Here is a 22502-nt window from a genome sequence, read left to right on the forward strand (position 1 = left end):
CATGCCTGCACGCCCCAGGGTCGCGTTTTACGCGCCCCTGAAATCGCCGCATCACCCCACCCCCTCCGGGGATCGCGCTATTGCACGCAACCTGATGGAGATGCTGCGTATCGCAGGCTTTGACGTCACATTGGTCAGCGAACTGTGCACCCGCGACAAACACGGCGAAGTGGCGGCGCAAAACGCGCTGATGACGCAGGCACAAAAAGAAGTTCAGTATCTTTCAACCGAGCTGCCCCGTTTCGATATTTGGCTGACCTATCACAACTACTACAAAGCGCCTGATCTCTTGGGACCGGTGCTCAGCCAGCTGCGCGGTGCGCCCTACGTGCAGATCGAAAGCACGCGCGCGAACAAACGTCTTGATGGTCCCTGGGATCAGTTTGCGCGTGCAGCCCACGCTGCCGCAGACGCAGCGGATCTGATCCTGTCTTTTACCAAACGCGACCAAGAAACCCTGATCCGCGATCGCGCGGGCACGCAGCGTCTAGAACTTTTTGCACCGTTTCTGCCTCTTACTGACCTGCCAGCAACCTCGTCCCAATCGGGCCCCTTTCTGACGGTCGCAATGATGCGCGCAGGTGACAAACTTGCGTCTTACCAGCTACTTGCAGCGGCGCTGCAACAGGTCACAGGGCATTGGCAGCTCGACATCATCGGTGATGGCCCCGCCCGCTCTGAGGTGGAAGAAGCCTTTGAACCGGTGAAAGATCACATCACCTTCCACGGTCAGAAAACCCCGGCTGAGATTGCTGGTTTTCTGGCAAAGGCACGCGGCTTCCTCTGGCCCGGCATCAACGAGGCCTTTGGCATGGTCTACCTCGAAGCGCAGGCCGCAGGCGTGCCAGTGGTCGCACAGGACCGCCCTGGCCTGCGGGAAATCCTAGCACCTGCAGAACGCAGCGCCGCCCCCGCTCCTGATGACGGTGCCTCAGCTTTTGCCGCTGCGATTGACGCACTCAATCGTGATGGTGCCAAAACGCGCAGCACGGCCTGCCAGAACTATATAAAACAAAACCACCTGCTGCCCGCCGCAGCCAAACGTTTCAAAACCCTGATCACCCCCTTGCTGGAGCGCAGCCCATGATCCGCCTTGCCCTTTTGCGCCACGGCCATACCCCCTGGAACCGCGCAGGCCGCATACAGGGCCGCAGCGATATTGCGCTGGATGAAGACGCCCGATCCGAGCTTGCCGCGCAAACCCTGCCTGCGCCGTGGGATCACGCGCATCTGGTGTCGAGCCCGCTGGTACGCGCCCGCGAAACCGCTGAACTCGTTGCAGGCCGTGCCCCCACACCAGACGCTGCGCTGATGGAGATGAACTGGGGCGATTGGGAAGGCCAGCAGGGCCGCGACCTATTGGCAGATCCCAACAGCGGCTATCGCAATCTCGAAGACTGGGGCTGGGATTACCGACCGCCAAATGGCGAAACTCCAGCTGAAATCTGGCAGCGCCTAAAGCCCTGGATCGACGCCTTGCCCAAAGGCGACACCGTTGCAATCTGCCATATCGGCATCATGCGGGTCATTCTGGCACGCGCCTATGGCTGGGGTTTCACTGGCCCTGCGCCCTTTGCGGTGAAACGAAACCGTCTGTTTGTGGTCGAAATTAACCACAGCACCCTCACCCCATGGCCCGATCCCGTACGGCTGCTGAAAGGTGACAACACATGAAGGTTCAGATCGTTGTCACCCATCTGCTCGGCACCGGCCATCTTGCCCGTGCGCGCACTTTGGGGCGCGCTTTTCAAGATGCGGGCCATCAGGTGCAAATCGTTTCCGGCGGAATGAAAGCCCCGCAGCTTGCGATGGACGATCTCGCCCTGGTGCAACTGCCGCCTCTGCGCTCAGACGGGGTGAATTTCTCCCGCCTTTTGACCCAAACAAACGACGTGGCAGATGACACCTACCTGACGGCCAGACGCGACGCTTTGGTGCGCGCTTTTACGGAGTTCAAACCAGACGTCCTGATCACCGAACTTTACCCTTTTGGCCGCCGCAGCCTGCGCCATGAATTTGGCACGCTGCTTGAAACGGCCAAGGCAGCGGCCAAACCGCCGCTGATCTTGGCCTCGATCCGCGACATCCTTGCGCCACCTTCAAAACCCAAGAAGTCCGAACACGCAGAGGCCATGATTGATGCGTTTTACGATGGGGTTTTGGTGCATTCACTAGAAGCGACCACGCCGCTCAGCATCAGTTGGCCGGTATCAGAACAGCTTGCAGCCAAACTCCACTACACCGGCTATGTCGCGGCCCCTGCCCCAACACCAATACCCGCTGGCACCGGCGAAATCCTTGTCAGCGCCGGGGGCGGCGCGGTGGGCGACGATCTTTTTCGCACGGCCTGTGAAGCCGCAAAACACACGCCGGATCTTACATGGAGACTATTGGTTGGAGGCACGCCAGACCGTATCACCGCGTTGAAATCGCTCAACTCTCCGGCCATTATTGAACCCGCACGCCCAGATTTTCGCCAGATGCTTGCGGGGGCCGCCGCCTCCATCAGCATGTGCGGTTACAACACTGCATTGGATGTGTTGCAAACCGGCGTGCCCGCGGTGTTTGTCCCCTTTGATGCGGGCAATGAGGTCGAACAGGGGCTGCGCGCCGCCGCGCTCTCCCAGCTCAACGCCATTTCTGTGGTGAAAAACAGCAATCTGACCGCCGAAAGCCTGCTCAACGCCGTTACCCAGATCCGTTCCGCCCCCAAACGCGCCGCAATGAATGAGGGGTTTAACGGCGCTGAAGAGGCGGTGCGCATCACCTGCGCCCTCCTGAAGGACAGCCAACATGCGCATTGATTGGTCACCACTTGAAAGAGAGCTGCAAATCTGGCGCGATGAGGGGCTGACACTGCCGATCTGGTGGCGCGATGATGATGCCATTGCCCCCACGCGGGCGCTTGAACAGCTCAGCACGCTGTCACAGGATCTTGGCCTGCCGGTCCATCTTGCGATCATTCCCAAAGACGCGACACAGGCATTGGCTAACAATCTTCAGAGCTGTTTCATCCCTGTTGTGCACGGCTGGGCGCATCTGTCTCACGCGCCTCATGGGAAAAAGAAAGCGGAATTTGGCGCAGGCCGCAGCGATGCCCTGCAGGACGCGCAACAAGGGCTTCAGCGGCTGAAAACGCTCTTTGGCGCGCGGCTATGCCCGATGTTTGTGCCACCCTGGAACCGGATTGGCGCTGATGTGACCGCGGGTCTCGCGGGTCTCGGCTATCGCGCGCTTTCGACCTTTACCCCGCGCAGCGCAGCATGTGCCGCACCGGGCCTTTTACAGATCAACACCCATCTAGATCCGATCGCCTGGCGTGGCAGCCGTTCTCTTGTGCTGCCTGAAACTTTGATCACCCAGCTCTGCGTCCAGCTGAAAGACCGCCGCGAAGGGCGCAGCGACGCAACTGAGCCTTACGGAATTTTGACCCATCATCTGGTGCATGATGATGCAATCTGGAATTTCACCCACAGCCTGCTGGCCCGCCTCCTTGAGGGGCCCAGCCATATCTGGAGCCACGACGAAGATGACGCATGATGCAAAACCCGGTCGCAGCCGCCTCGACAGTGTGATCCGCCGCCTGAGTGCGCAGCGCGACGGCCTCGCCTGGGCCAGTGCTGAGATCGCAGAAATCAAAGGTGATGTGCTGGAAATTGGTCTCGGCAATGGGCGCAGCTATGATCACCTGCGCCATTTGATGCCCGAACGCCGCATCTGGGTGATCGACCGCCAGCTGGCCTGCCACCCGGCCTGCGTACCACCCGAGGCGGATTTCCTGCAAGGGGATGCAGATGCCATGCTCTTGGAACTTACCAACCGTAAGGCGCCGATTGCATTGGCCCACTACGATCTTGGCACCGGGCATGATGCACGCGATCACGAAATCGCGGCCGAGCTCTCCAAACTCATTGCGCCCTTGATGGTGCCCGGTGGCATGATCCTGTCAGATCAGCCATTGATTGGCTTTGAACAGCTCCCCGAACCGGCAGACATCCCCGAGGGCCGCTACATGTTCTACCGCAGCGCATAACACGCAACAAATTGGCCAAGAGGTGTTTCGCGCCTCCGGCGCGACCCGCGCCGCACCAAAGGTGCGGCGCCAGGCCCAAGGTTTAACCATCGCTCAGATGGTTCAAAGCGCGGGAGAGCCTTGCTTATGCAACCCGCTCGGCACGCGACCAGACGCCCCGCAATGCAGGCGCACCACCGCGCATCCGGAAACGGATGAGATCGCCACGTTTGCCCACCTCAATACGTCCGCGATCCTGCAATCGCACCGCATCCGCAGGCGCTGCCGTCACCGTGGACAGTCCGCGGGCCATATCGCCCCAGATGTCACCCAGTTTGACCGCAGACATCAAAAGCGCCGCAGGCACGTAATCCGATGACACGATATCCAAAAGCTCCAGTTCCGCCAGCTCCTGTGCTGCCACATTGCCGGAGTGCGACCCGCCACGAATGAGGTTCGGTGCCCCCATCATCACTTTGATATCGTGGCTGTGGCAGGCCCGCGCGGCTTCGACCGTGGTGGGAAACTCTGCCAAGTGAATGCCGTAACCAGCGGATGTCGCGACCTGATCTGCTGTGGTGTCATCGTGGCTCGCCAATACCGCACCAAACCGCGCCGCAGCTTTGACAGTGTCAGCCTCATGCTTGTCGCCATAGATGTCACGCATCTCTTTCAGCTCAGCGATATGCTTTTGAAAGCCCGCGTCATCAAAGCCATGTTTGCCCTTTACATAGGCCTCCAGCTTGGTCACATCGCGAAACTGGCGCTGCCCCGGCGTGTGATCCATCAAAGACACAAGCCCCACCCGATCTTCGGCACCAAACTCATCCAGCTCTTCAGCCAGGGTTTCCGAGCAGACTTCAGCCCGCAGGTGCAAAAAATGGCTGATTTTCAGCGCGTCTTGCTCGCGCAGATCCCACAGCTCACTGGCAAGCCCACGCGCGTATTTGGCATAATTCGCACCCTCGCGCCGGATCGAACCCACCCGCAGTGCATCAAACACAGTGGTGATACCGGTGCTTGCAAGTTCTGCGTCATGAGCGATGATCGCCGCCGCATGGGGCCAGTCCACCTTGGGGCGCGGCTGGATGTGACGCTCCAGATTGTCGGTATGCAGTTCCACCAGACCGGGGCTGACAAAATCCCCCTCGCAGTCAATGGCCCCCGCTGGCACGCTGGTGCCTGTGGAAATATCACTGATGTGCTCGCCCACGCATTTTACACATCCAGTGATGGTCTCATCAGCCAAAACAACTGTCGCATTGGCAAGGATCAATTCTTCTGTCATCTCAGTTTCACATCTTTCGGGCTATGGGAACGGCCACGTATAGGAGGCCTTTATGACATTCACGCGATACGCGATTTATTTTGCGCCCCCCGCCCATGCGGCGTGGAGCCAATTTGCCACCAGCTGGCTCGGCTGGGATATGGAGAAGGGGCGCGAGGTGGCGCATCCCGCAATCTCGGGTCTGGATATCGCAGCGATCACCCAGGTGCCGCGCAAATACGGGCTGCATGCCACCATGAAGCCCCCAATGCGCCTCGCCGAAGGGCAGAGCTATGAAGCGCTGCATGACGCCTGCAAGACCCTGGCAGCAAAGCAGAAACCTGTGACGCTTGACGGGTTGGAAATTGCCCGCCTTGGTCGTTTTCTTGCCCTGCGCACCATCGGCGATGAAAGCGCGCTGAATGCGCTGGCCGCCGCCTGTGTCACCGAACTCGATGCCTTTCGCGCCCCGCTCACTGAGGCGGATCTGGAAAAACGCCGCGCCAATGGTCTGACGGCTGAACAGGACGCGCATCTGGTGAAATGGGGCTACCCTTACGTGCTGGATCAGTTCCGCTTTCACATCACGCTGACCGGCAAGCTGCCCAAGGCGGACTTGCCCGCGGTTGAGGCGGCCCTTACCGAAGAGCTCAAGCCCCTGCTGCCACACCCGTTTGAAATCAGCGATCTTGCGCTGATGGGCGAGGCTGAGGATGGGCGGTTTCACCTCATCCACCGCTACGCCCTCGCCGCGGGGTAAATGACCTCAAGCGCGGCTTGCACGGCCGCGCTCAATTCACCGCTGTTATCGATGGTGTAGACCTGCTCCAGCCCGTCAGGCAGCGGTTTTGCCGCCTGCGCCAGGCGTTTTTTCTGCTCATCAGCAGATTCGCGACCCCGCCCGGCCAGACGCGCAGCCAGAACCTCGGGGCTTGCGGTGACATTCAGCACAATGAAATTGCCAAAGGTCTCTTGTGCCTGATGCAGCACCGCGCGGGAGAAATTTACCAACACCCCGCGCCCGTCAGCGCGCTGCGCAGTAACCGCATCGGCAGGCACGCCGTAAAACAGCCCATGCGCAGGCCAGTGGAGCGCAAACTCCCCCGCCGCGACCCGCTTGGAAAACTCAGCCTCTGACACCGGGGTATAATCTTCGCCGCCAGCATCAGCGGCGCGGGTGATCACGCGTTTCAAAAGGCTCAGGCGCGGATCTGCCGCAACCAAGGCCTCCATCAAACTGTCTTTGCCCACGCCCGAGGGGCCAACGATCGCAATCACCGGCCCCAATTTTTGCTGTTGCGTCATGCCGCCACCTGCGGCGAAAAGCCGGTTACATCGATGAAACGATCACAGACCTCTTCGCGCGCCGCCTCATCGTGGAAGATCCCCACAATCGCCGCCCCGCGTTCTTTGGCAGAGTTGATCAGCCCCAGCACGGTAGCCCGGTTTTGCGCGTCCAGACTTGCGGTTGGCTCATCCAACAGCATCGCCGGATAATCATAGGCAAAACCACGCGCGATATTCACCCGCTGCTGCTCGCCACCCGAAAATGTTGTGGGGCTCAGCGACCACAGACGTTCGGGGATATTGAGCTGCGCCAGAAGTGTCGCCGCCTTATCACGCGCCGCATTCTGTTCCACACCCACGGCCAGCAATGGCTCTGCAACCACATCCAAAGTTGCAACCCGAGGCACCACCCGCAGAAACTGGCTGACATAGCCCAGCGTTTCGCGTCTCAGCGCCAGAATTTCGCGCGGTTCGGCCTTGGCGACATCCACATCACCAATCAGGATCTCACCGCTTGCCGCAAGATAATTGCCGTAAATCAGCCGCATCAGGGTGGATTTCCCCGCCCCCGACGCGCCAATCAGACCAACACATTCACCAGGAGAAACCTTGAGGTTTGCCCCCTCCATCACCGGGATCACCGCGCTGCCCTGATTGTGCAGGGTAAAGCTTTTGCTCACATTATTGAGTTCAATCATTCTCTCACCCTCACACTTGCAGAACGCTGGACACCAGCAACTGGGTGTAGCCGTGTTGCGGGTCATCCAGCACCTGATCGGTCAGGCCGGTTTCCACCACCTGGCCATCTTTCATCACCATCAGACGATCCGCCAGCAGGCGCACCACCGCCAGATCATGGGTCACGATAATGGCGCTCAGCCCCATTTCGCGCACCAGCCCGCGCAACAGATCCAAAAGCCGCGCCTGAACGGATACATCCAAACCACCCGTGGGTTCATCCATGAACACAAGCCGCGGCCCGGTCACCAGGTTGCGGGCAATCTGCAAACGCTGCTGCATACCACCGGAAAAGGCCGAGGGACGATCATCGACCCGCTCTTCCTTGATTTCCACCCGGCCCAGCCAATCAATCGCGCGCTCACGAATATCGCCATAATGGCGATCGCCAACAGCCATCAGCCGTTCGCCGATATTGCCGCCAGCCGAAACCGACATACGCAGCCCATCGCGCGCATGCTGATGCACAAAGGCCCAATCGGTACGGCTGAGCATCCGGCGTTCGGGTTCTGACATGGTGACCGTGTCCACCGGCCCATCGGCAAGTGTGTCAAACACCACTTTGCCTGCATCTGGTTCCAGATGACCTGCAAGGCAGTTCAGCAATGTGGATTTACCTGAACCACTTTCGCCTACGATCCCCATCACCTCACCGGGATAAAGATCAAAATTCACGTCGGTGCAGCCAACAAAGCTGCCGTAGGTTTTGCGAATACCCTGTACCTGCAACAAGGGTGTCATAGGGGATCTCCCAAGAATGATGACAAAGTCTGATTAAAAGCGTCTCTCGCGTCCCAGTTCACCAAATGAGACGCATCCGCCAATGTAGTAAACTGCGCCTGCGCCATGGCCTGTGCCATAGCGTGCGCACGCGCATGTGTGGCCCGGTTCAATGCGCCCACTACGACAAGCGCAGGTGACGTGATCTGCGCCAGATGGCGGCGGCCATCATAGCGCAAGGCCAGATTCAACACGGCGCGATTGTCTTGCGCACGGGTCTCTTTCAGGCGCGCAACCAGATAGGCCGCAGCCTCAGCGCTGGCCGCACCCAGATGTTTTGCGGGCAACCACGCCATCCAGCGCGGCGGGATCCGCCCCATGATCGCAAGCGTTCCCGCCATCAGCGCCCGGCCGATTGGGGTGCTGACCACACAGGGCACCGATTCCGCCAGCACCAGATGGGTCACCCGCTCGGGGCAACGCGCGGCAATCTCCAGCGCCACCATCCCCCCAAGCGACAGACCCACCAGCGCAAATTCCGCCACACCATCAAGCTGGCGCAGCACATCCTCTGCCATGGCTTCAACCGAAGCAACTGGCGGCCTGCCCGCATGCCCCGGCAAGACCGGCGCAATCACCCGATGGGTCTGGCTGAAATGCGCTATCTGTGGCTGCCACAGATCCGGATCAACACCCGCGCCGTGCAACAGCACCAGCGCAGGCCCCGATCCGCAATCTATGGTCTGGCGCGGGGTGTTCATGCACCCATCTCCAGTTCCTCTTCTGTGCCCAATCGGCCAACATGGCCCGCCGCACGGCGCGACCGGCAGTAATCGGTGTCCGAACACACAAACATCCGCCCGCCCTGATCATCCATGATCACCTCATCCAGATAGGAGTCTTCGGCCCCACACAGATCACAGGCGTGATCGGCTTTGCTGGCTTCAAACGGGTAATCTTCAAAATCAAGGCTGACGATCTTGGTATAGGGCGGCACCGCATAAATGCGCTGCTCACGTCCGGCACCAAACAGCTGAATCGCCGCCATCTCCATTTTCGGATTGTCGAATTTGGGGATCGGGCTTGGATCCATCACATAGCGATCTTCCACCTTAACCGGATAGGCATATGAGGTCGCAATCGCGCCATGCTGGCTGATGTCTTCATAAAGCTTCACATGCATAAGGCCATATTCTTCCAACGCATGCATCTTGCGGGTCTCGGTCTCGCGTGGCTCCAGAAACCGCAAGGGTTCTGGGATCGGCACCTGATAGACCAGGATCTGATCTTCACGCAGCTCGGCTTCAGGAATGCGGTGACGGGTCTGGATGACGCTGGCCTTATCGGTCTCTTCGGTGGTGGCCACCTCAGCCGTGCGTTCAAAGAACTTGCGGATCGACACCGCATTGGTGGTGTCATCCGCACCCTGATCGATAACCTTCAGCGTGTCATCCGGCGTCAAGGTGGCGGCAGAAACCTGCACCCCACCGGTACCCCAGCCATAAGGCATTGGCATTTCACGGCTGGCAAAAGGCACCTGATAGCCGGGGATCGCCAGACCTTTCAGGATCGCGCGACGGATCATCCGCTTGGTCTGCTCGTCGAGATATGCAAAGTTGTAGTCAGACATATTGGGCATCCTTTTTCACTTTGGCATCGTGTTGCAAAATGCTCATTTCTCAGCCTCCTGCGCGGCGACATTTGCCTCAGCCTCAGCACGCAGTTTGCGCACCAGTTCAAGCTCTGCCTGGAAATCCACATAGTGAGGCAGCTTGATGTGTTCCAAAAATCCGGTCGCCTGAATATTGTCGCTGTGGCTCAGCACAAATTCTTCATCCTGCGCAGGCGCGCCGGAATTGTCTTCGCCAAGCTCTTGCCAACGCAGCGCCCGGTCCACCAGCGCCATGGCAATCGCCTTGCGCTCAGTCAGGCCCATCACCAGACCATAACCACGGGTGAACTGCGGCGGTTCCACCTTGGAGCCTTTGAACTGGTTGACGGTTTCACATTCCGTCAGCTCCATCTCACCAATTTCAATGGCAAATCCCAGCTCGGGGATCTCCATCTCAACCGCCACCTTGCCAATACGCAACTCACCAACAAAGGCGTGGTTGCGCCCATATCCACGCTGGGTGGAATAGGCCATGCTCAGCAGAAAACCCTCATCCGCGCGGGTCAGATTCTGCAGCCGCGTGGCCCGGTCCGCCGGATATGACATCGGCTCGCGAGTGATGTCACGTGGGGTTGCATCACTTTTGAGCTCTTCCTCGATCAGACCATCTTGACCCAGAAAGCTTGTCACCCGCGGAGTTGGCTCGGTGCGCCCATCGGCCGTGGGGGCCTCAGGCAATTCCCCTTCGGCAGCCAGTTTGAAATCCAGCAAACGGTGGGTGTAGTCAAAGGTTGGCCCCAGAACCTGCCCGCCCGGCACATCCTTAAAGGTTGCCGAAATCCGACGATCACAGGCCATCTCAGAAGTTTCCAGCGGCAGGCTTGTGCCAAAGCGCGGCAGAGTGGTGCGATAGGCGCGAATAAGGAAAATCGCTTCAATCAGATCCCCGCGCGCCTGTTTGATCGCCAGCGCCGCAAGATCAGGATCATAAAGCGAGCCTTCCGCCATCACCCGGTTCACCGCCAGCGCCAGTTGTTCGCGGATCTGCGCAATCGAGAGCTCCGCAATATCCATGTCGCCACGGCGCTCTTCGGCCAGCCAGGCATGGGCATTGTCAATCGCGCGTTCGCCGCCTTTTACAGCTACATACATCGCTTATCCCTCCGCTGTGATCTGACTGGAGCGCGGCAGGCCCATCACCTGAGCACCCGCTGTGAAAAAGAAATCTACCCCTTGCGGATAAAGCACGCTGTTGCGCGCAAGCGCAGGCACATCCGGCAGCATCATCTGAACGCTGTCTTTGATGCCGGGTCCCTTGAGGCGTGCATTGGGGGCGGAAAACTCTGCCAGCTCCACAATCAACGTGGCAGAGCGATCAGGATATTCCGCAGTGCCAATCCGGTATTGATCAAGCGGCATCAGCGCATCCCATGAGCCCAGGGCAAAATCCGCATCTTGAGCCGCAACAAGGGGCGCACCAGTGTGAAAAGTGACCCAGCTGCGCAGCGCTGCACTATCGACGTCCTGCGCCAGATAGAGCTTTGTTTCCGGATCACACAGCGTCAGCAAAAGCGAGGCTGCCGCGTCAGAAATCCCCGCAGGCGCGCATGCACCGGTAATGTCAAAAACTTCACCCGGGCGTGCCATTGCATTCATTGCCGCGCGAAACGCATGTGCCGCGTCTACGGGCGGATTGGCAAAACCACCGCTGAAATGCGTGTCTGTTGATTGATTATCTGTCTGCTGCATCAATCCTCTCCCCGCGCCAGGGTGAAAAAGTCCACTTTGGTTGCTGCTGCTTTGTCGGCCCGCTTGGCCTTTTGGCTGTCGCGTGCGTCGCGCAACGGGGTCAGAACAACCCGCTCCAGCTCTGCCGCCTCTGCGCCCTGCATCAATGCATCCACCTTGGCGGCGATTTCGGCCTGCACCTTGCTGCGCCCTTGCACATAGCCATGGCCAACCGCGCCGTTTTCCAGCGACAGCGCGCAGCGCGTCACTGTCATTTCACCCAGATTAAACGGGGCACCGGTGCCGCCCATACGGCCACGCACCATAACGCCCCCCACCTCGGGCGCACGCAGCCAGCTAAAGCCGGGATCCCGGCCGAACTCAGCCCAAAGCGTGGCAAGATGATCCGCATCCGCCTGCGCCAGCACACTCATCCAGGCTTTTCGCGCTGCCTGCATGCTTTCAGTCTTCATGTCATTGGCCTCTTGGCAACCTTGTCTAGCTATACTATACAACTAGACAAATATTAGCTGACTCGGGTGGCTGCGCCAATCCGCGTTTTGTGAATTTTTCAAGACAAGAGCAGGCCATGCCACCAAACTCCCGCACCCCCGTCTGGAAATCCATTGCCCTGGCACTGACAGATGACATTGCGCGCGGCCGCTATCAGACCGGCAGCAAACTACCGTCTGAGGCCCAACTTTCGGCCCAGTTTGGCGTCAACCGGCACACGGTGCGGCGCGCGCTTGGTGATCTTGCCGACCAAGGACTGGTACATGCGCGTCGCGGCGCGGGTGTGTTTGTGGCCGCTGCACCAACAGACTATCCAATCGGCAAACGTGTACGCTTTCGCAAAAGCCTGCGCGCGGCCGGGCGTGAACCCAGCGGCAAGCTGCTGGCGATCACCAGCCGCGGAGCTGATGCCAAAGAGGCCGAGGCGCTGGATCTGGCGATAGGGGATCTGATCTATGCAAGCGACGGCCTGTCCTTTGCCGATGGCCAGCCGGTGACAGTGGCGCAAAGCTGCTTTCCAGCCGCGCGTTTCCAAGGTTTTGAAGAGGTCCACCGCAAGACCCAGTCGGTAACGGAAACCTTCGCCCACTTTGGCATTGCAGACTACACCCGCGCCTGGACCCGACTGACGGCGGTTGCCGCCAGCGCAACCCAGGCGCTGCACCTGATGCTACCAGAAGGCGCGCCGCTGTTGCGTTCAGTCAGTGTCAATGTGGATGCCGACGGGGTGCCCATTGAATATGGCACCACCTATTTTGCAGGCCCGCGCATCACCCTGACCCTGGCGGCCGAAGACGTCTAAAACTCTCCCGCCCGTCACCGGATGTCTTGCCAACATCCGCTCCCGTTGGGCGTGGCGCGCTGCGCGCGCAGCCAGATGCAACCGCAGCGCAGCTGCCGGGCCCAAGGCGCTTTGTGCGGCCCTTTAGGGCAGCGCAGCGGCGCGGGAGCCCCGCCCTACCTGCTCACTCATATTTTTCCAAAAACGCCTCGATCGGCAATGCGCGGAAATCCGGCAATGCGGCCTGCAACGCCGCATGGCTCCAATCCCACCATGCAAGCGCCTGCAAACGCTCTGCGATCTGGTCATCAAATCGCTTGCGGATCAGCTGTGCCGTATTGCCGCCCACAATGGTGTAAGGTGCCACGTCTTTTGTCACGATTGCGCCCGCTGCAACAATGGCACCGGTGCCAATCGTCACTTCGGGTTTGATCATCGCACCATGACCGATCCAGGTGTCATGGCCGATATGGGCAATCCGTCCTGCGCGTTTGGCAAACCAGGCCGCATCATCGCTTTCATCATCCCAATAAGACGCAGAGCGATACAGGAAATGATGCAGTGAGGCTTTCTCGATCGGATGATCCGTCGCCCCAATGCGCACAAAACTTGCGATATTGCAGAACTTGCCAACGCGCACATTGGCCAGATCACAAAAGCGGTCACAATAGCTGTAATCGCCCATATTCACATGCGCGAGCCGCGTGCCCGCACCAATTTCCACATAGGCCCCAAGCACCGAGCCGGAAATATGACACTCTGGGTGAACCACTGCTTCATCTGCCTGCAAACGCGCCATCTTGCTCTCCTATCTAGACGGGCCTCATTGAACGGAACCTCGCCTGCAAAAAAGGCGCGAGACTTCCCCCGCGCCCTGTCATAACTTTGCTGCTGTATTACTTGCCCTGGATCAGACGGCGGCGCAGCCAGCCCGAGAACCAATCCATCACAATCACCATCAAGATGATCAGCACGATGTAATAGGCCACCTCTTCCCAGTCCTTTTGGGTGATGATCGCCTGCGTCAGCAGAAGGCCAATACCACCCCCGGTGATCGCCCCAATGATGGTGGCGCTGCGGGTGTTGGATTCAAGGAAATACAAAAGCTGGCTGAGCAGAACCGGCGTCACCTGCGGCACCACGCCAAAGCGGTAGCGCTGAATGGGTTTTGCACCGGTGGATTGCACCCCTTCGATCTGTTTCTGATCCACGTTTTCCAACGCCTCGGAAAAGATCTTACCAAAGGTGCCGGTATCCGTGACCAGAATGGCCAGCGCACCGGTCAAAGGGCCCGGCCCAAAGGCGCGCGCCAGAACCACAGTCCAGATCAGGCTGTCCACACCACGCACAAAGTCAAACAGGCGACGGGTGGCAAAACGCAGCGCCTTGATCGGCATAAAGTTACGCGTCGCCAGAAAGGCCAGCGGCAACGCGATAATACCCGCCCCCAATGTGCCAAGGAACGCCATCAGCAGGGTTTCCGCCAAAGCCCAGGCCACATCGCTGTGACGCCACATCTTATTGTTCCAGATGTCGCTCAGGATCGCACCCGCTTCACCGCTGACCGCCTTGCCCATCACCTGGCCAAAGCTGAGCCCGTGATAATCACTGTCGAGGGTAAAGAAAAACAGCTCCCAGCCCGCAAAATACCGGAACACCTCGGACCGGTTGCGTGTCACGGTCAGACGGCCCGCATCGGTTTTGATGGTCATACGGTTGCGCGACAGGTTGATGAAATCGGGCACATCCCCGGCAGGCAGCTCGGCCTGAATGCCCTGGCTGCGCGACGGCGTTGCCTGCACGGTGCCATAGCCTGGAATGTCATATTCAATGGTTTCAGAACCAAAACGCACCTCGTGACCATCTTCCAGATCAATCACGGTGGTTTCACCCAGGCTCACCCACTCAGGTGACGTGCCTTCGGCATAGGCGCCCTTGCGCTCGCCCTCGATTGCAATGCTCACGGCGCCATTGCGGTTGTCGCGGGTCACATGGGTCTTGTAGCTGTAGCTGTCGCTAACCAGTGTCTTGGCGTTCTCCATATCCGCCTTGGCCCAAAGCGCAGGCACTTCAAAGGCAAAGAACACATATACAAGATACAGCAGCACCAGAATGGGCAGGCCGAAATTCATCATCCGTTTGCGCGCAAATAGCGTGCGCATGTCGGATTTGATGCCGTTTACATCAATCGGGTTTGTATCCAGAGCACTCATGCTTTTGCTCCATTTCCAGCACCGTGGGTCAGACGGTTGCGCATGTAAGACGACAGCTGATCCACTGCCACGATGGTACAAAACAGGATGAGGAAGATCGCCGCGGCTTCATCATAACGCCCCTGCCCCCAGGACATGGCGTTTTTCAGCTCATAGCCAATGCCGCCAGCACCTACAAAACCCAGGATCGCCGAGGCACGGATGTTGATCTCAAATCGCAGCAGCGCATAAGACACATAGTTCGGCCCCACCTGCGGCAACACACCCAAAAGCATCCGCTGCGCCCAGCTCGCCCCAACAGAGGACAGGCCCTCAACCGGTTTCAGCGAGGCGTTTTCGTTTACTTCGGAAAACAGCTTGCCCAGCGCGCCCGCGGTGTGCAGCGCAATCGCCAGCATCGCAGGCACCGGCCCGCCGCCAATCACAAAGATCAGCACCAGCGCAATGACGATCTCAGGGATCGCACGCATGGTATCAGAGACGCGGCGAAACACCGGGATAAGCCGGGGCCAAGGCGCCATGCCACGGGTCGCCAGAAGCGACAGCAAGATCCCAAACAGTACCCCGAACAGGGTAGAGGCCGCGGCAATATTCAACGTTTCAATCAGTGCAGGCAGGAAGTGAACAATCAGCCCTGGCAGCTCAGCAACCTTTTCAGATGCTTCGCTCAGAACTTCGCCGGGATAATCAAAGACATGGGTAATCCCATCCCAGAAAGATCCGGCATTGCGCTCATCAGCGGTGCGAAACCCCGCCACCATCATCGCCACGAAAATGGCCAGCAATATGCCACCATACAGCCGTTTGCGCTGGGTCAGCGCCACATAGTCATCGCGGATTTCACGCACGGTCAGCCCGGCGGCCCCTGTGTCAACCATCAGAAAACCTCAGCCATTCACATCGTCCTGCTCTTGGGGCCCATAGATCTTGCGCAGGGCCCATACGAAAAATTGCGGGGCCCGGCTGATGCTGGACCCCGCAGATAGTGGTGCTAAAATTACTTGGATTTCAGCTTACGTGCTTCGATGATCGACAGGTATGCATCGTGGGTGATCGGGTCAAAGCCCAGCGATTCACCAGCAGAGATTGCATAGGTGCAGTCTTTATCCTGCTCATACATGCCATCGATCAGAGCGGTCATCTTTGCTTTTACGTCTGTAGGCAGCGCGGTGCGCAGAACAACAGGGCCTTCCGGGATCGGAGCCGAGCGCCAGATTTCAACCAGATCGTTCATGTCGATCAGGCCAGCATCAACCGCTTTGCGCAGCGCGCCAGAGTTGAAACCATCTTCCCATTCACCCTGACCGTCAGCCCAGGTTACGCCGCCGTCGATGTCGCCGTTGTTAACCGCAACGATGGTCTGCTCGTGACCGCCGGTGAATTTCACTTCGTCGAAGTACTCACCGGATTCCATGGTGATGCCTTCTTTATAAGTCGGGATCTCGATCGATGGGATCAGGTAGCCAGAGGTGGAGTTCGGATCACCAAAGCCAAAGACCTTGCCCTGCATCGCGTCGATGCTGTCGATGCCGCTGTCTTTGCGGGCAAAACCGATGGAGTGGTAGCCGTAGGAACCATCCAGGTTGATCTTAACCAGAACCGGCTCAACCGCTTCAGGATCAGACAGGAAGGTCTTTGCATAACCGGATGCACCCAACCATGCCATGTCGATGCTGCCGCCCAGCAGACCCTGGATAACACCGTTGTAATCCGCAGGTGCAAACAGTTTGGTTTCTACGCCCAGCGCTTCTTCGGTGTAGGCGCGCAGGCACTCATAAGAATTCAGACGGTCTTGCGCGTTTTCGCCACCCAGGATGCCGATGCGGAATTCGGTGATGCCTTCTGCCAGAACTGGGCTGGTCAGCGCGGTGGTGGCCAGAACGGCCGCGATTACGTTTTTCATCTCAAAAGATCTCCAGGTTGTCCCCCAAAGCGCAGATGCCTTGGGAAGGATGAAAAAAGGGAAATTTATTCAGCTGGAACCGCCGCGCTATATTCGCCTTCGGTCTTTTCCAGTGTTTCGATCTCGGTGGATGTGGCCGCCTCGGAAAACTCATCGCCCGCGCCATAGATCTCGCGTGCAACACCCGTGGTCAGCTGCTCGGGCAGACCGTCAAACACAATGCGCCCATCACGCATGCCCACCACCCGGTCGCAATAGCGGCGCGCAGTGTCGAGCGTGTGCAGGTTGGCGACAACAGTACGGCCATCTTCTTCGTGGATGCGACGTAGCGCCTGCATCACGGTCTGTGCGTTCATCGGGTCAAGCGACGCAATCGGCTCATCCGCCAGAATGATCTTGGGATCCTGCATCAGGGCACGGGCAATCGCCACACGCTGCTGCTGACCACCCGAAAGCGCCTCGGCGCGTTTGGCGGCATGTTCAGCAATGCCCAGACGCTCCAGAATATCAATGGCGCGGTGAATATCCTGCATTGGATACAGGTTGAACATGGTCGTCAGGGTAGAGCGCTGATTGAGCTTCCCATGCAGCACATTGGAGACCACATCCATACGCGGCACCAGGTTGAACTGCTGGAAGATCATCGCACATTCGGACTGCCACTTGCGTTTTGCAGCGCCGGTCAACGTGGTGACTTCACGACCTTCAAACAGGATCGATCCCTCGGTGGCATCCCCAAGACGGTTGATCATCCGCAACAGCGTCGACTTGCCCGCACCAGAGCGACCGATAATGCCAAGCATACAAGGCTTGTCGATCTCCAGCGTTGCGCTGTCGACCGCGATTTTGTCACCAAACCGTTTGGTAAGTTTATTAATGCGCAGCACGTGCCACCCCCATCTATCTTGCAGGGGGTATTACGGTGCGTGCTCAACACATTTGTGACGCAAGAATTAAAATTTTATGACACAGCGCCATACTTAAAAATGGCCTAGTTACGCCCATTTACGCAAAGCCATTGAAAATTAGATACAAAATGCAGCCACCTATTCACGCCACATCCAACAACTCGTCACAAACACATTACAAAAGCAAAAGACCACCGTCTCCGGTGGCCCTTTTTTTACAACCGCGAGTCACATAACTCTGCAACGCTTAGAAGGTTGTGTTGATTTAATTGGCTTCGCTCAGGTCCAGCTGCCTTCAGCTGCGGCACGGATCGCTTTGATGTTCTCGCCGTAAACCTCAGGCTGGGCAACCGAGCCACCGCGGAACACCGCAGAGCCCGCAACCAAAACATCCGCCCCGGCTTCTGCCACCAGCGGCGCGGTTTTGGGATCAACACCACCGTCGATTTCAATATGCACCGGACGATCGCCAATCATCGAACGCAGCTGGCGCACCTTGCCAGTCATATCGATGAACTTCTGGCCACCAAAGCCCGGGTTCACTGTCATCACACAGATCAGATCGGTGAGATCCAGCAGATGCTGCACCGCTTCGGCCGGGGTGCCTGGGTTCAACGCGACACCCGCTTTCATGCCTGCTGCGCGAATGGCCTGCAGCGTGCGGTGGATATGGGGGCCTGCTTCAATGTGGGCGGTCAGAACATCAGCGCCCGCATCCGCATAGGCATCGATATACTGATCCACCGGCGAGATCATCAGATGCACATCCATCACGGTTTTCACATGCGGACGGAACGCTTTCACCGCCTGCGGACCAAAGGTGAGGTTGGGTACAAAATGACCATCCATCACATCCACATGGACCCAATCGGCCCCCTGTGATTCAATGGCCTGGATTTCCTGGCCGAAGTTGGCGAAATCAGCCGACAGGATTGAAGGCGCGATCTTGATCTTGCGGTCAAAGGACATGAGCAGCATTCCAGATATATATATGAGTGTTTGCGCTCTCTATATAACGTCTCCCGTCAGGGAAACAGCGAAAATCCCCCTATCCTCTCATAGGTCCCCTGATACGCCCCCTCACCCAATCCCAACAGCTGCACCTTTCGTCGCAGCACTCTATCATTGCGCGCATCGCCCCCATGGGCCATGATCTGCAAACCTGACCGGAGTGAAAACCCATGCGCAAATTCCTTGTTGTTTTGGATGATAGCCGCGAATGCCTCAATGCGATGCGCTTTGCTGCGATGCGGGCCGCACACACCGGTGGTGGCGTGACCATCCTGTCAATCATCCCCCCGGATGAGTTCAACCACTGGATTGGCGTGGCCGAAGTGATGCGCGAAGAAACCCGTGAACGCATCGTGGCCCATTATGAAGTCTTCGCCAAATGGATGCGCGACCGTCAGAATGTCGACCCCGAGCTTGTCATCCGCGAAGGCGACGCCGTGCCGGAAATTCTTGGCCAGATTTCAGATGACCCGGACATTGGCGTCTTGGTGCTTGGCGCTGGCAATGAACGCACCGGCCCCGGCCCGCTGGTCAGCCAGCTGTCAAAATCATCAGGCAGCCTGCCCGTGCCCGTCACCATCGTGCCCGGCGATCTTTCCAAAGAAAAGCTTGAGGCGATCACCTAGGTACCACAGCTCCAACGGCATGGATCTTTGCAACTGTGGCTGACTTTGGGACCTGTCATTTACGAGCCCGGTGCGCTTTGACCTTGGCGCGGTTGCCACAGATCGCCATCGAGCACCAGCGGCGGCGGTTGTTGCGTGACGTATCGCGGAACCAATAGGTGCAGGTTGGCCCGTCGCACTGGCGCACCCGCTCCCCCTCGTTCAGACAAATCAGCTCAGCGATTTCAACCGCAACCCGCACCAGCAGGTCATCGCCACATTCATAGCGCGGCTCAAACCGCATCGCCTTGCTGCCGCACTCATGGGTTTCGACCTTATAGTGGCCGGTGACATCGCGCATGATTTCATTCAGCTTTGAAAGAAATGTCTCGCTCTGCTCATGCAGATTGTCGCGAAACAGCTCCCGAAGGCTGCGCACCTTTGCAGCAGCTGCGTCAAGTTCTTCGGCAGAGATCGACGCCAGCACCTCTTGGCCCTGCGCAGCACTCAAAAGTCCGACTGCTTCCATCCAGGACACAAATTCAGCACCGTTCACCAACCAGTCCATCTCATCGCCATAAGGCGCGCCGATCGAGTTCAGCACCTCCAGACCTTTGTGGTCAGCAATCAGATAGGGAGCGGGGAGATTTGACGCCATATGTGCACCTTACTTTAGAAAAGATATTACAGCTTTCAGCCAGAACGTTCACAACTCTGTTAGGGTTGCTGCAACTTACATAACAGAGTTTGACAAGTTCCGCGAGTCTTGAGTAACCATTCAAGCACACACTAGACAGTTACGGAGACAATCCATGACCAAACTGCTGCATATCATTGCATCCCCCCGTGGTGCGGAATCAAAGTCCAACGCGCTGGCGGCGGCTTTTGTCGAATCTCAGAAAGAGAAGAATCCAGGCCTGGAAGTGGACGTTCTGGACCTTTTTGCCGAAGATCTGCCCGCATTTGACGGCGATCCAGCCGCGGCAAAAATGACTTTCTTCGGCGTTGGCGAAATGGACCCGGCGAAAGAAAAAGCCTGGGATCAGGTTGCTTCGATCACACAACGCTTTATGGCGGCTGACCACATTGTGATCGGTGCCCCCATGTGGAACGGCGGCGTGTCTTACCGTCTGAAGCATTACATCGACATCATCACCCAGCCTGGCATGCTGTTTGGCTTTGATCCGGAAAAAGGCTACTTTGGCCTTCTGGAAAACAAAAAAGCCACTCTGGTTGTGTCTTCTGGCGTCTGGGCGCCCGGTGCAGATGCGAAATACGGCACCGACTTCCACTCCAACTACCTTGAGTGGTGGCTGCAGACCATCGGCATCAACGATGTAAACACCGTGCGCTACCAGCCTTCGCTGCTGACACAGGATCCGCAGGCCGGTTACGACGCTGCACTGGCCGAGCTGAAAGCCCTGTAAAGCGCGCTTTTTGCAAAACCATCGCAATTTCAAGAGACGGCTGCGCCCTGCGGCCGTCTTTTTTAATTTAGAATGGTTCCAAAACTTGACTTTTGGCCCACCACCCGTCATATCCGTGAGACACTCAGACGGAGGCTTCCGCATGTTCATTCAAACAGAATCCACCCCCAACCCGGCAACGCTCAAATTCCTGCCCGGGCAAGAGGTACTGGGCGCTGGCACCGCTGACTTCCAGTCCGCTGCCGCTGCGGAAAAATCCCCCCTCGCCAGCCGTATCTTTGCGGTTGAAGGCGTTGTTGGCGTGTTCTTCGGCCACGACTTTGTAACCGTCACCAAGGCGGAAAACGTGGAATGGGATCACATCAAACCTGCGATCCTTGGCGCGGTGATGGAACATTACCAATCCGGCCAACCGGTGATGGCAGATGGTGCCGAACAGGCCCCTGCCCATGCGGAACACAGCGGCGAAGACGCAGACGTGGTCAACCAGATCAAAGAACTCTTGGACAGCCGCGTGCGCCCGGCCGTGGCCCAGGACGGCGGTGATATCACCTTCCACGGTTTTGATCGTGGCGTGGTCTATCTGCACATGCAAGGCGCCTGCGCCAACTGCCCCTCGTCAACATTGACCCTGAAAATGGGCATTGAAAACCTGCTGCGCCACTACATCCCCGAAGTGGTAGAGGTGCGCCCGGTTGCCGTCTGAACCAAAGATACTTGCCTTTGATACCTCGGCCGCGCATTGCGCGGCCGCCGTGCTTTGTGGCGATGAGATCCGCGCAAACCGCCTTGAGGAAATGGCGCGTGGTCAGGCCGACCGGCTGATGGACCTGTTGGAAGAGGTGCTCAGTGAGGCTGGCATCAGCTGGCAGGATCTGGATGCCATCGGCGTTGGCATCGGCCCCGGCAATTTCACCGGCATCCGCATCTCTGTTGCTGCGGCCCGTGGTCTGGCGCTGGGGCTGAATATTCCTGCGGTGGGGGTGGATGGCTTTGATGCGCGCGCAGCTGACGGTATATTGGCGGCGGTGCCCGCCCCCCGAGATCAGGTCTATATAAACGCGGGCGCGCCGCGTCTCACCACCCGCCAAGAGGCCGAAGACATCGCCCGCGGCGCAGGGCAAACCCTGCACATAGAAGCAAGCCCCAAAGACATCGCCACCCAAATCGCGCAACACACCCGTGCCCGGTTTCACGATGATCCCGCCGCCCCGGCACCGCTCTATATCAAACCCGCCGATGCCGCCCCCTCCCGCGATGTCCCGCCCGCTCTGATCGATGGCTGACACCGCACTCAGCGCCGAAATGCTGGCCGCAACCCATAAGGCCGCCTTTCAGCATCAGCGCCCCTGGAGCGCGGCTGAGTTCACCTCATTGCTGGCAAGCCCGCTCATATTTACCTGTGGCGACAGCCGCGCCTTTGCCCTGGTACGCGTGGTCGCCGATGAGGCAGAGCTTCTGACCCTTGCCACCCACCCGGACCACCAACGCCAGGGCCTTGCCCGCGCGCTGATGCCGCTCTGGCAACAGAGCGCACAGTCCCGCGGCGCACAGGCTGCGTTTCTGGAAGTGGCCGCCGACAATGACGCCGCACTTGCCCTTTACAGCCAGACCGGATTTGCCCGCGTGGGCCAGCGTCCCAATTATTACACCTCGCCTGATGGTAGAGTGGTCGACGCCATTTTGATGCGCAGCACGCTTATTGGTTAAGAAATCCACGGTGAAATCCCGCTTCTTCGACCAAATGGTCAAAAAACCATTGACCCTCCCGCAAAGC

The 22502-nt window shown here is 58.5% G+C and carries 28 protein-coding genes; 12 read left to right on the top strand and 16 right to left on the bottom strand.

Annotation, left to right across the window (positions count from 1 at the left end; translation table 11 throughout):
• Position 1: 1 nt before the first annotated feature.
• Genes GG681_RS06475 through GG681_RS06495 form a run of 5 tightly spaced genes read left to right on the top strand, consistent with a single transcriptional unit; the run spans position 2 to position 4033 of the window.
• Positions 2-1087 (top strand): glycosyltransferase family 4 protein, encoded by a 1086-nt coding sequence (locus GG681_RS06475; protein WP_153546315.1) that lies wholly within the window; start codon positions 2-4, stop codon positions 1085-1087.
• On the top strand, positions 1084-1674 hold the full coding sequence (locus GG681_RS06480) for a histidine phosphatase family protein (protein ID WP_153546317.1): 591 nt from the start codon (positions 1084-1086) through the stop codon (positions 1672-1674). The genes GG681_RS06475 and GG681_RS06480 overlap by 4 nt, the downstream gene beginning before the upstream one ends.
• On the top strand, positions 1671-2804 hold the full coding sequence (locus GG681_RS06485; RefSeq protein WP_153546319.1) for a glycosyltransferase family protein: 1134 nt from the start codon (positions 1671-1673) through the stop codon (positions 2802-2804). The genes GG681_RS06480 and GG681_RS06485 overlap by 4 nt, the downstream gene beginning before the upstream one ends.
• Positions 2794-3540: a polysaccharide deacetylase family protein gene (locus GG681_RS06490; RefSeq protein ID WP_153546321.1), complete on the top strand. Its 747-nt coding sequence runs from the start codon at positions 2794-2796 to the stop codon at positions 3538-3540. The genes GG681_RS06485 and GG681_RS06490 overlap by 11 nt, the downstream gene beginning before the upstream one ends.
• Positions 3530-4033 carry a class I SAM-dependent methyltransferase gene (locus tag GG681_RS06495; protein ID WP_153546323.1) on the top strand — a complete coding sequence of 168 codons (504 nt, stop codon included), beginning with the start codon at positions 3530-3532 and terminating at the stop codon, positions 4031-4033. Before GG681_RS06490 ends, GG681_RS06495 begins: the two co-directional genes overlap by 11 nt.
• Before the next feature lie 124 nt (positions 4034-4157).
• Here GG681_RS06495 and GG681_RS06500 read toward each other — a convergent pair whose 3' ends face one another.
• Positions 4158-5300: an alpha-D-ribose 1-methylphosphonate 5-triphosphate diphosphatase gene (locus GG681_RS06500; protein WP_153546325.1), complete on the bottom strand. Its 1143-nt coding sequence runs from the start codon at positions 5298-5300 to the stop codon at positions 4158-4160.
• A 52-nt stretch (positions 5301-5352) separates the two neighbouring features.
• Here GG681_RS06500 and GG681_RS06505 point away from each other — a divergent pair, with 52 nt between their 5' ends.
• Complete coding sequence (locus GG681_RS06505; RefSeq protein ID WP_153546327.1) at positions 5353-6039, top strand: DUF1045 domain-containing protein; 687 nt, start codon at positions 5353-5355, stop codon at positions 6037-6039.
• On the opposite strand, the gene phnN is transcribed toward GG681_RS06505, so the two are convergent.
• The 8 genes from phnN to phnG are packed head-to-tail and all read right to left on the bottom strand — an operon-like array spanning position 6018 to position 11837.
• Positions 6018-6584 (bottom strand): phosphonate metabolism protein/1,5-bisphosphokinase (PRPP-forming) PhnN, encoded by a 567-nt coding sequence (phnN, locus tag GG681_RS06510; RefSeq protein WP_153546329.1) that lies wholly within the window; start codon positions 6582-6584, stop codon positions 6018-6020. The two genes, GG681_RS06505 and phnN, sit on opposite strands and share 22 nt — an antisense overlap.
• On the bottom strand, positions 6581-7264 hold the full coding sequence (phnL, locus tag GG681_RS06515; protein ID WP_153546331.1) for a phosphonate C-P lyase system protein PhnL: 684 nt from the start codon (positions 7262-7264) through the stop codon (positions 6581-6583). The genes phnN and phnL overlap by 4 nt, the downstream gene beginning before the upstream one ends.
• Before the next feature lie 10 nt (positions 7265-7274).
• Entirely contained in the window at positions 7275-8045 is a 771-nt protein-coding gene (phnK, locus tag GG681_RS06520) for a phosphonate C-P lyase system protein PhnK (protein ID WP_153546333.1), read from the bottom strand.
• Positions 8042-8785, bottom strand: coding sequence for an alpha/beta fold hydrolase (locus GG681_RS06525; RefSeq protein ID WP_153546335.1), 744 nt, complete (start codon positions 8783-8785; stop codon positions 8042-8044). The genes phnK and GG681_RS06525 overlap by 4 nt, the downstream gene beginning before the upstream one ends.
• Complete coding sequence (locus GG681_RS06530; protein ID WP_153546338.1) at positions 8782-9654, bottom strand: alpha-D-ribose 1-methylphosphonate 5-phosphate C-P-lyase PhnJ; 873 nt, start codon at positions 9652-9654, stop codon at positions 8782-8784. Before GG681_RS06530 ends, GG681_RS06525 begins: the two co-directional genes overlap by 4 nt.
• 42 nt (positions 9655-9696) lie before the next feature.
• Positions 9697-10788 (bottom strand): carbon-phosphorus lyase complex subunit PhnI, encoded by a 1092-nt coding sequence (locus GG681_RS06535; protein ID WP_153546340.1) that lies wholly within the window; start codon positions 10786-10788, stop codon positions 9697-9699.
• Positions 10789-10791: 3 nt separating this feature from the next.
• A complete protein-coding gene (phnH, locus tag GG681_RS06540; protein WP_153546342.1) occupies positions 10792-11385 on the bottom strand; it encodes a phosphonate C-P lyase system protein PhnH in 594 nt (197 codons plus the stop codon).
• A complete protein-coding gene (gene phnG / locus GG681_RS06545; protein ID WP_153546344.1) occupies positions 11385-11837 on the bottom strand; it encodes a phosphonate C-P lyase system protein PhnG in 453 nt (150 codons plus the stop codon). The genes phnH and phnG overlap by 1 nt, the downstream gene beginning before the upstream one ends.
• A gap of 116 nt (positions 11838-11953) precedes the next feature.
• Here phnG and phnF point away from each other — a divergent pair, with 116 nt between their 5' ends.
• Positions 11954-12679: a phosphonate metabolism transcriptional regulator PhnF gene (phnF, locus tag GG681_RS06550; protein WP_153546346.1), complete on the top strand. Its 726-nt coding sequence runs from the start codon at positions 11954-11956 to the stop codon at positions 12677-12679.
• 163 nt (positions 12680-12842) lie between these two features.
• Here the strand turns inward: phnF and GG681_RS06555 are convergent, their stop codons facing one another.
• From GG681_RS06555 to rpe, 6 genes are all read right to left on the bottom strand, one after another.
• Positions 12843-13457: an LbetaH domain-containing protein gene (locus GG681_RS06555; protein WP_153546348.1), complete on the bottom strand. Its 615-nt coding sequence runs from the start codon at positions 13455-13457 to the stop codon at positions 12843-12845.
• A gap of 97 nt (positions 13458-13554) precedes the next feature.
• Positions 13555-14871 (bottom strand): phosphonate ABC transporter, permease protein PhnE, encoded by a 1317-nt coding sequence (gene phnE, locus GG681_RS06560; protein ID WP_153546350.1) that lies wholly within the window; start codon positions 14869-14871, stop codon positions 13555-13557.
• Positions 14868-15749, bottom strand: coding sequence for a phosphonate ABC transporter, permease protein PhnE (phnE, locus tag GG681_RS06565; RefSeq protein ID WP_153546352.1), 882 nt, complete (start codon positions 15747-15749; stop codon positions 14868-14870). The genes phnE (GG681_RS06560) and phnE (GG681_RS06565) overlap by 4 nt, the downstream gene beginning before the upstream one ends.
• Before the next feature lie 119 nt (positions 15750-15868).
• The gene (gene phnD, locus GG681_RS06570) at positions 15869-16774 is read right to left on the bottom strand and encodes a phosphonate ABC transporter substrate-binding protein (protein ID WP_153546354.1); all 906 of its coding nucleotides are present in this window, start codon (positions 16772-16774) and stop codon (positions 15869-15871) included.
• A 65-nt stretch (positions 16775-16839) separates the two neighbouring features.
• A complete protein-coding gene (phnC, locus tag GG681_RS06575) occupies positions 16840-17661 on the bottom strand; it encodes a phosphonate ABC transporter ATP-binding protein (protein ID WP_328593294.1) in 822 nt (273 codons plus the stop codon).
• 300 nt (positions 17662-17961) lie between these two features.
• Positions 17962-18651, bottom strand: coding sequence for a ribulose-phosphate 3-epimerase (rpe, locus tag GG681_RS06580; protein ID WP_153546358.1), 690 nt, complete (start codon positions 18649-18651; stop codon positions 17962-17964).
• A gap of 212 nt (positions 18652-18863) precedes the next feature.
• Here rpe and GG681_RS06585 point away from each other — a divergent pair, with 212 nt between their 5' ends.
• A complete protein-coding gene (locus GG681_RS06585) occupies positions 18864-19319 on the top strand; it encodes a universal stress protein (RefSeq protein WP_153546360.1) in 456 nt (151 codons plus the stop codon).
• A gap of 55 nt (positions 19320-19374) precedes the next feature.
• Here GG681_RS06585 and GG681_RS06590 read toward each other — a convergent pair whose 3' ends face one another.
• Positions 19375-19956, bottom strand: a complete 582-nt coding sequence (locus GG681_RS06590) for a CGNR zinc finger domain-containing protein (RefSeq protein WP_153546362.1) — start codon at positions 19954-19956, stop codon at positions 19375-19377.
• 154 nt (positions 19957-20110) lie between these two features.
• Here GG681_RS06590 and GG681_RS06595 point away from each other — a divergent pair, with 154 nt between their 5' ends.
• The 4 genes from GG681_RS06595 to GG681_RS06610 all read left to right on the top strand — a co-directional run bounded on the left by GG681_RS06595 (position 20111) and on the right by GG681_RS06610 (position 22435).
• On the top strand, positions 20111-20725 hold the full coding sequence (locus tag GG681_RS06595) for an FMN-dependent NADH-azoreductase (protein ID WP_153546364.1): 615 nt from the start codon (positions 20111-20113) through the stop codon (positions 20723-20725).
• A 142-nt stretch (positions 20726-20867) separates the two neighbouring features.
• Entirely contained in the window at positions 20868-21431 is a 564-nt protein-coding gene (locus GG681_RS06600; RefSeq protein ID WP_153546366.1) for a NifU family protein, read from the top strand.
• Positions 21421-22011: a tRNA (adenosine(37)-N6)-threonylcarbamoyltransferase complex dimerization subunit type 1 TsaB gene (tsaB, locus tag GG681_RS06605; RefSeq protein ID WP_153546368.1), complete on the top strand. Its 591-nt coding sequence runs from the start codon at positions 21421-21423 to the stop codon at positions 22009-22011. Before GG681_RS06600 ends, tsaB begins: the two co-directional genes overlap by 11 nt.
• Positions 22004-22435: a GNAT family N-acetyltransferase gene (locus GG681_RS06610; protein ID WP_194287149.1), complete on the top strand. Its 432-nt coding sequence runs from the start codon at positions 22004-22006 to the stop codon at positions 22433-22435. Before tsaB ends, GG681_RS06610 begins: the two co-directional genes overlap by 8 nt.
• The last annotated feature ends 67 nt before the right edge of the window (positions 22436-22502 follow it).

It is taken from the genome of Tritonibacter aquimaris (assembly GCF_009617595.1).
In the GTDB taxonomy this organism is placed as follows: domain Bacteria; phylum Pseudomonadota; class Alphaproteobacteria; order Rhodobacterales; family Rhodobacteraceae; genus Epibacterium; species Epibacterium aquimaris.

What these genes read in the sequence shown, in the direction of transcription:
- GG681_RS06555 (WP_153546348.1), bottom strand. Translation starts at nt 13,457, where the DNA reads ATGGCGCGTTTGCAGGCAGATGAAGCAGTGGTTCACCCAGAGTGTCAT.
- GG681_RS06530 (WP_153546338.1), bottom strand. Translation starts at nt 9,654, where the DNA reads ATGTCTGACTACAACTTTGCATATCTCGACGAGCAGACCAAGCGGATG.
- GG681_RS06480 (WP_153546317.1), top strand. Translation starts at nt 1,084, where the DNA reads ATGATCCGCCTTGCCCTTTTGCGCCACGGCCATACCCCCTGGAACCGC.
- phnK (WP_153546333.1), bottom strand. Translation starts at nt 8,045, where the DNA reads ATGACACCCTTGTTGCAGGTACAGGGTATTCGCAAAACCTACGGCAGC.
- GG681_RS06505 (WP_153546327.1), top strand. Translation starts at nt 5,353, where the DNA reads ATGACATTCACGCGATACGCGATTTATTTTGCGCCCCCCGCCCATGCG.
- phnL (WP_153546331.1), bottom strand. Translation starts at nt 7,264, where the DNA reads ATGATTGAACTCAATAATGTGAGCAAAAGCTTTACCCTGCACAATCAG.
- phnG (WP_153546344.1), bottom strand. Translation starts at nt 11,837, where the DNA reads ATGAAGACTGAAAGCATGCAGGCAGCGCGAAAAGCCTGGATGAGTGTG.
- phnD (WP_153546354.1), bottom strand. Translation starts at nt 16,774, where the DNA reads ATGAAAAACGTAATCGCGGCCGTTCTGGCCACCACCGCGCTGACCAGC.
- GG681_RS06475 (WP_153546315.1), top strand. Translation starts at nt 2, where the DNA reads ATGCCTGCACGCCCCAGGGTCGCGTTTTACGCGCCCCTGAAATCGCCG.
- phnE (WP_153546352.1), bottom strand. Translation starts at nt 15,749, where the DNA reads ATGGTTGACACAGGGGCCGCCGGGCTGACCGTGCGTGAAATCCGCGAT.
- phnF (WP_153546346.1), top strand. Translation starts at nt 11,954, where the DNA reads ATGCCACCAAACTCCCGCACCCCCGTCTGGAAATCCATTGCCCTGGCA.
- GG681_RS06490 (WP_153546321.1), top strand. Translation starts at nt 2,794, where the DNA reads ATGCGCATTGATTGGTCACCACTTGAAAGAGAGCTGCAAATCTGGCGC.
- GG681_RS06595 (WP_153546364.1), top strand. Translation starts at nt 20,111, where the DNA reads ATGACCAAACTGCTGCATATCATTGCATCCCCCCGTGGTGCGGAATCA.
- GG681_RS06525 (WP_153546335.1), bottom strand. Translation starts at nt 8,785, where the DNA reads ATGAACACCCCGCGCCAGACCATAGATTGCGGATCGGGGCCTGCGCTG.
- GG681_RS06600 (WP_153546366.1), top strand. Translation starts at nt 20,868, where the DNA reads ATGTTCATTCAAACAGAATCCACCCCCAACCCGGCAACGCTCAAATTC.
- GG681_RS06485 (WP_153546319.1), top strand. Translation starts at nt 1,671, where the DNA reads ATGAAGGTTCAGATCGTTGTCACCCATCTGCTCGGCACCGGCCATCTT.
- GG681_RS06500 (WP_153546325.1), bottom strand. Translation starts at nt 5,300, where the DNA reads ATGACAGAAGAATTGATCCTTGCCAATGCGACAGTTGTTTTGGCTGAT.
- phnN (WP_153546329.1), bottom strand. Translation starts at nt 6,584, where the DNA reads ATGACGCAACAGCAAAAATTGGGGCCGGTGATTGCGATCGTTGGCCCC.
- GG681_RS06535 (WP_153546340.1), bottom strand. Translation starts at nt 10,788, where the DNA reads ATGTATGTAGCTGTAAAAGGCGGCGAACGCGCGATTGACAATGCCCAT.
- GG681_RS06495 (WP_153546323.1), top strand. Translation starts at nt 3,530, where the DNA reads ATGACGCATGATGCAAAACCCGGTCGCAGCCGCCTCGACAGTGTGATC.
- phnE (WP_153546350.1), bottom strand. Translation starts at nt 14,871, where the DNA reads ATGAGTGCTCTGGATACAAACCCGATTGATGTAAACGGCATCAAATCC.
- GG681_RS06585 (WP_153546360.1), top strand. Translation starts at nt 18,864, where the DNA reads ATGCGCAAATTCCTTGTTGTTTTGGATGATAGCCGCGAATGCCTCAAT.
- rpe (WP_153546358.1), bottom strand. Translation starts at nt 18,651, where the DNA reads ATGTCCTTTGACCGCAAGATCAAGATCGCGCCTTCAATCCTGTCGGCT.
- GG681_RS06590 (WP_153546362.1), bottom strand. Translation starts at nt 19,956, where the DNA reads ATGGCGTCAAATCTCCCCGCTCCCTATCTGATTGCTGACCACAAAGGT.
- phnH (WP_153546342.1), bottom strand. Translation starts at nt 11,385, where the DNA reads ATGCAGCAGACAGATAATCAATCAACAGACACGCATTTCAGCGGTGGT.
- GG681_RS06610 (WP_194287149.1), top strand. Translation starts at nt 22,004, where the DNA reads ATGGCTGACACCGCACTCAGCGCCGAAATGCTGGCCGCAACCCATAAG.